Origin of the sequence: Janthinobacterium darwini (assembly GCF_051380905.1) — a bacterium.
In the GTDB taxonomy this organism is placed as follows: domain Bacteria; phylum Pseudomonadota; class Gammaproteobacteria; order Burkholderiales; family Burkholderiaceae_D; genus Janthinobacterium.
The window spans coordinates 1-4,162 of record NZ_JBNYXX010000012.1 but is presented as its reverse complement, the minus strand read 5'-3'; the positions used below and the strand labels follow the sequence as shown (position 1 = coordinate 4,162).

General features: G+C 44.2%; 4 protein-coding genes. All 4 read left to right on the top strand.

The genetic code is table 11. The features are described 5' to 3' along the window. Positions 1 to 977: 977 nt before the first annotated feature. The 4 genes from ACQ4WZ_RS27005 (at position 978) to ACQ4WZ_RS26990 (ending at position 4,079) form a co-directional block, all read left to right on the top strand. Complete coding sequence (locus ACQ4WZ_RS27005) at positions 978 to 1,979, top strand: hypothetical protein (protein ID WP_436574916.1); 1,002 nt, start codon at positions 978 to 980, stop codon at positions 1,977 to 1,979. A 5-nt stretch (positions 1,980 to 1,984) separates the two neighbouring features. Continuing rightward, entirely contained in the window at positions 1,985 to 2,065 is an 81-nt protein-coding gene (locus tag ACQ4WZ_RS27000) for a smalltalk protein (RefSeq protein ID WP_436574917.1), read from the top strand. Between the two features lie 343 nt (positions 2,066 to 2,408). After that, entirely contained in the window at positions 2,409 to 3,575 is a 1,167-nt protein-coding gene (locus tag ACQ4WZ_RS26995) for a hypothetical protein (protein WP_436574915.1), read from the top strand. A gap of 87 nt (positions 3,576 to 3,662) precedes the next feature. Then, complete coding sequence (locus tag ACQ4WZ_RS26990; RefSeq protein ID WP_436574914.1) at positions 3,663 to 4,079, top strand: D-Ala-D-Ala carboxypeptidase family metallohydrolase; 417 nt, start codon at positions 3,663 to 3,665, stop codon at positions 4,077 to 4,079. Positions 4,080 to 4,162 lie beyond the last annotated feature (83 nt).

Here is a 4,162-nt window from a genome sequence, read left to right as displayed (position 1 = left end):
TTGCAACCGTCATGAGGCTTTCTTTAAGCCGTGATTTGGTTTTCTCTCTCCTTTCAAATTGTAAAAACACCTCTATATCACAATAATACCTTTCAGTTTTCTACGGTGCGGGGGTGCAGGGAGGGCGGGGCTAGCTTCCAGTCAGCGCAGCAGGGGCACTGTGCTCCCCGCCCTCCCCCGCGGCTTCGCCCCGACATCGGGCGGACTGCACCCGCCCCTGCACTGCTTCCCTCCAGCTATCCCCGCCCTCCCTGCGTGCGTCTTGCTAGGTAGTGTTCCACGTGAAACGTTGTTGCTGCAACCGTTGCGTATGCAACTATTGTCGTGCTTCCTATGTGTGTGCCTCTATGCGGTGCAGTTGCCCGCTTCATGGTTGTGGCGGCGAGCCGCCACGTCTTCGGCGGTATGGTATTACCGCCGTTCGTTTGTCGTGCCAAATTACCCTAACTTGCTGACCTCCGCGTAGTTAGCTGGCGTTTCGTGCGTCCGTTCGTGTACGGTTTCCATAGGGGCTACGGTCTGCGCGCACGGCGCAGCAGGGGCACTGTGCCCCCCGCCCTCCCCCGCGGCTTCGCCCCGACATCGGGCGGACTGCACCCGCCCCTGCACCGCCTCTGTAGTTTTGGTTGTCGGGCTGTATTTCGCCTCCGCCCGCCCGCCCCGCCAGCTTGAAGTTGACGCATACGACTGGCGGTGATGAATCTGATTCAACGTTAATGACGGACAATTAACGTTAATTAATGACAATTCGGTTAATACACGATACCTGACAATTTGTTACGTATGATTAACATTTGCGTTTCATATTGTCAATTTGTCAGCACCCGCCCCATATCCGTGCCGCCCCCGCTCCTCATTTGCACCGTATCGGAATAATTTGTACATTGCGGCAACTTCAGGGGTGGGCTACCTGAATCAGGCAACCCCGCTCCGGACAAATCATTTTCATATAGTGTTTCATTATTAATAGTATTGTTATGAGTAAACGTTCATTATTTTGGGGACAAGCTTCAGGTAAGTTGGGCGAGGCTGTTTATTATCGTGCAGGCGGAGAGCAACGCACGCGTTCGTATGTGGCTAAAATTAAGAATCCGAAAACACGTGCGCAGGCACTCCAGCGTACTAAGTTTAATAACATGGTTGCCGTGTTCCGTGGTACATCTGTATTTGTCAAGTCATTATTCAAGGCTGAAAAATCTTCACAGTCGCCTTTTAACGCTTTTGTTAAGAGAAATTTTCCTTTGTGCCTTACTGTTGCGGATAAGGAGATGGTAGAATTGGGTGAGGGTGGATCTCAGAACTTCGTGTTTGCGAACGGTTCAGTCAATTTCAATACCGTGCCCTCTATCATACCGTTCAAACCGCTTGGTAATGAAGAAAATACACTAGGGTATTATTGGGGGTTGGCTATTGCTGGTGGTGATGTTAACAGCCCTCGTACTGTTGTTGGTGATATCGTGGGTCTGTATACTGGTGCGGAAATATATCAGGCTCTTGTAGGTACTACTAACCCTTACAATTTGCCTGCACAATTCGCCCTGTCATTCATCGAATGTATTCAGGGTAACGTAGCACCTTCATATTATACCTATACAGTCAATTGTGCGGCTGATTCTACAGATACATTGCGCTGTGTTCAGTTCCCCCGTGGTGCTGAGCCTCCTACACTTGCAGAGTTGCAAGCCAAAATTATACCTCAGGCTGCTAGCTATACCTCAGGTGCGGGTGATAAGAAAATTCAGTTGACGGGTATTACGGGTATACTGTTTGGTTCAGGCAATGCCGCTTCGTCTGACATTACGAACGGTGTTGCAATCTGCTTATCTTATAGGGATTCAGCGGGTTTGCAGGCTACTACCTCAATTATGACCTACGGAAAATCCTTGCAGGAACAAGCCAATGAGTACTTACCTAGCGCAAGCGCAGGTTCTTCTGTTATAGATTCTTACATGATTATTTCAGATAAAATCGGTGAATAATACTTATGTGGCAAAAAATCATCAAAGTAGCAATTGCAGTGCTATCGGCTATAGCCGGTGCATTAGGTTGGTCCGCAATATCATAATTGTGGTTTAATTGTTGGGATAACTGGTATATTTTTAATATACTCTTGTTTATTCGATAAGTGTTAGTTATTTTTGGGATGCCGTAAAGATACGGAGGTGGGTGGTGCCCCTCCCGAACAATACCGGCAAAAGGTGAGAGAAACAGCTAGGGTAATACCTAGCTGTTCTTGTTTTAGGGCATTTCGTAACAACAACTGTTAAATAAACAACTATATGGAAAAGTATTGTATATCAGTGGATTGGCTGCAAGTTTGCTGCTATTCTAACAACTTAGCGTATCTCCTTAATAATGACTATTACAACAAAGTTGATTCTCTCCCATATTGGCTAGAGTTGCAACCTTTGGAAACACGCAATTTTGCCCGCTTTATTCGTGTTCATACCAAGGTGGGTAACGATTGGCGGTACTGTGCTGATATCTTAGCAGTTCCTCGTTCTACCATGCTCAATAGCAATATTGTGCTAGTCAAGATTCATAACAGATTCCTCTACAGTCAGAATTACATCAAGTTGTTGTATAATATATGTGCTACATTTAAGTTGTCTATCAAGGGCTTAACTCGTCTTGACTTATGTTATGATTGCAATAGCTTTCATAACGGTCTTAAGCCACATAAGTTCATTAAGGAATTTGTCACCGCTGAATTTGATTCGCCCAGATATATATATAAAGTGGGTGCGAAACAATTCCGTGTATATGGTGGCAAGAGTGTTTCCTCTACTACGAAGTTCACTGGTATAGAGTTTGGTAGCGGAAAGTCCTCTAAGCGCTGCTACATATACGACAAGACGCGTGAACTGCAAGAAGTAAAAGATAAGCCTTGGATTCGTCAATACTGGCGAGAAAACGGCTTAATTTCAGACGAAAAAACCCATGTGTATCGTGCTGAAATCTCTATCAAGTGTGACGGTATGGACTTACTTAACATGTCTACTGGCGAACTCTTCAAGTTATCTCCTGAATACTTACAATCACAGCCGGCTATTGAAAAATTGTTCCATTTCTATGCGGCTAGAATGTTTCGATTTCACCGCAAGGGTAAGCATACTCGTGTTCGTGATTATGACCGCATAGAGTTGTTCGAAAACTCTCCTATTATCACGTGCAAGCCAAAAAAGGTATGCGTTAATGCTGATACTGGTCGCACTGAAAAAATATGTGTAAGTACACTCAGTAGGCTATCTTGTCAATATTCAGACCTCTCACAAGAATACTCTAGTGCGCTCTCTCGTTGTATTACATTCATATCTGAGGTTGCGGGTATCAAATACGCTAAAGAAAAGCTAGCTAAAGAGATTCAAGGTATCGAAGCTTTCAAGGGCGTACAATTCAAAGGGCAAGGTTATATAGAATACTTTGCGCTTGTTGAGGCGTTGGGCAAGGTTCGCTATTCATACGCGTATCAGAACCCCGATAAAGATAACCTAGAAAATTTCACGTGCTCGCTAGCGGACGATTCGCTAAATATGTACTATCAATACCTTGAATGGTGTAGTAGTCAGGACTAAATTCTCTCTCCTTTCAAATTGTAAAAACACCCCAAGCGAAGCGCGGAGGTATACATAATCATATGTTTAATTTTAAAATCATTCGTCATGAAACACTTCAATTTATCAGAGTTTTTTCGCTCATCTACTGCTGCGAAAAATGGTATCAAAAATGAGCCTAGCATCGATGAAAGGGCTACAATAGTACGCAATATCAATTTGCTTGTAGACAATGTATTAGACCCCGTCAGGGATAAATTTGGCATTCCGGTTATAATTACCTCAGGCTATCGATGCCCGCAAGTTAATCGGTTAGTCGGTGGCGTTGATAATTCGCAGCATATGTCAGGTTGTGCGGCTGATTTTCATATCAAGAGGAGTGCTTATTTAACAATGCGTCAGGTATTTTTTTACATTTATGATACACTAGAGTTTGACCAGCTTATATACTATCGAAGCAAAAATATCATTCATGTATCATACGTACAAAATTGCAACCGTCATGAGGCTTTCTTTAAGCCGTGATTTGGTTTTCTCTCTCCTTTCAAATTGTAAAAACACCTCTATATCACAATAATACCTTTCAGTTTTCTACGGTGCGGGGGTGC

What these genes read in the sequence shown, in the direction of transcription:
- ACQ4WZ_RS27005 (WP_436574916.1), top strand. Translation starts at nt 978, where the DNA reads ATGAGTAAACGTTCATTATTTTGGGGACAAGCTTCAGGTAAGTTGGGC.
- ACQ4WZ_RS27000 (WP_436574917.1), top strand. Translation starts at nt 1,985, where the DNA reads ATGTGGCAAAAAATCATCAAAGTAGCAATTGCAGTGCTATCGGCTATA.
- ACQ4WZ_RS26990 (WP_436574914.1), top strand. Translation starts at nt 3,663, where the DNA reads ATGAAACACTTCAATTTATCAGAGTTTTTTCGCTCATCTACTGCTGCG.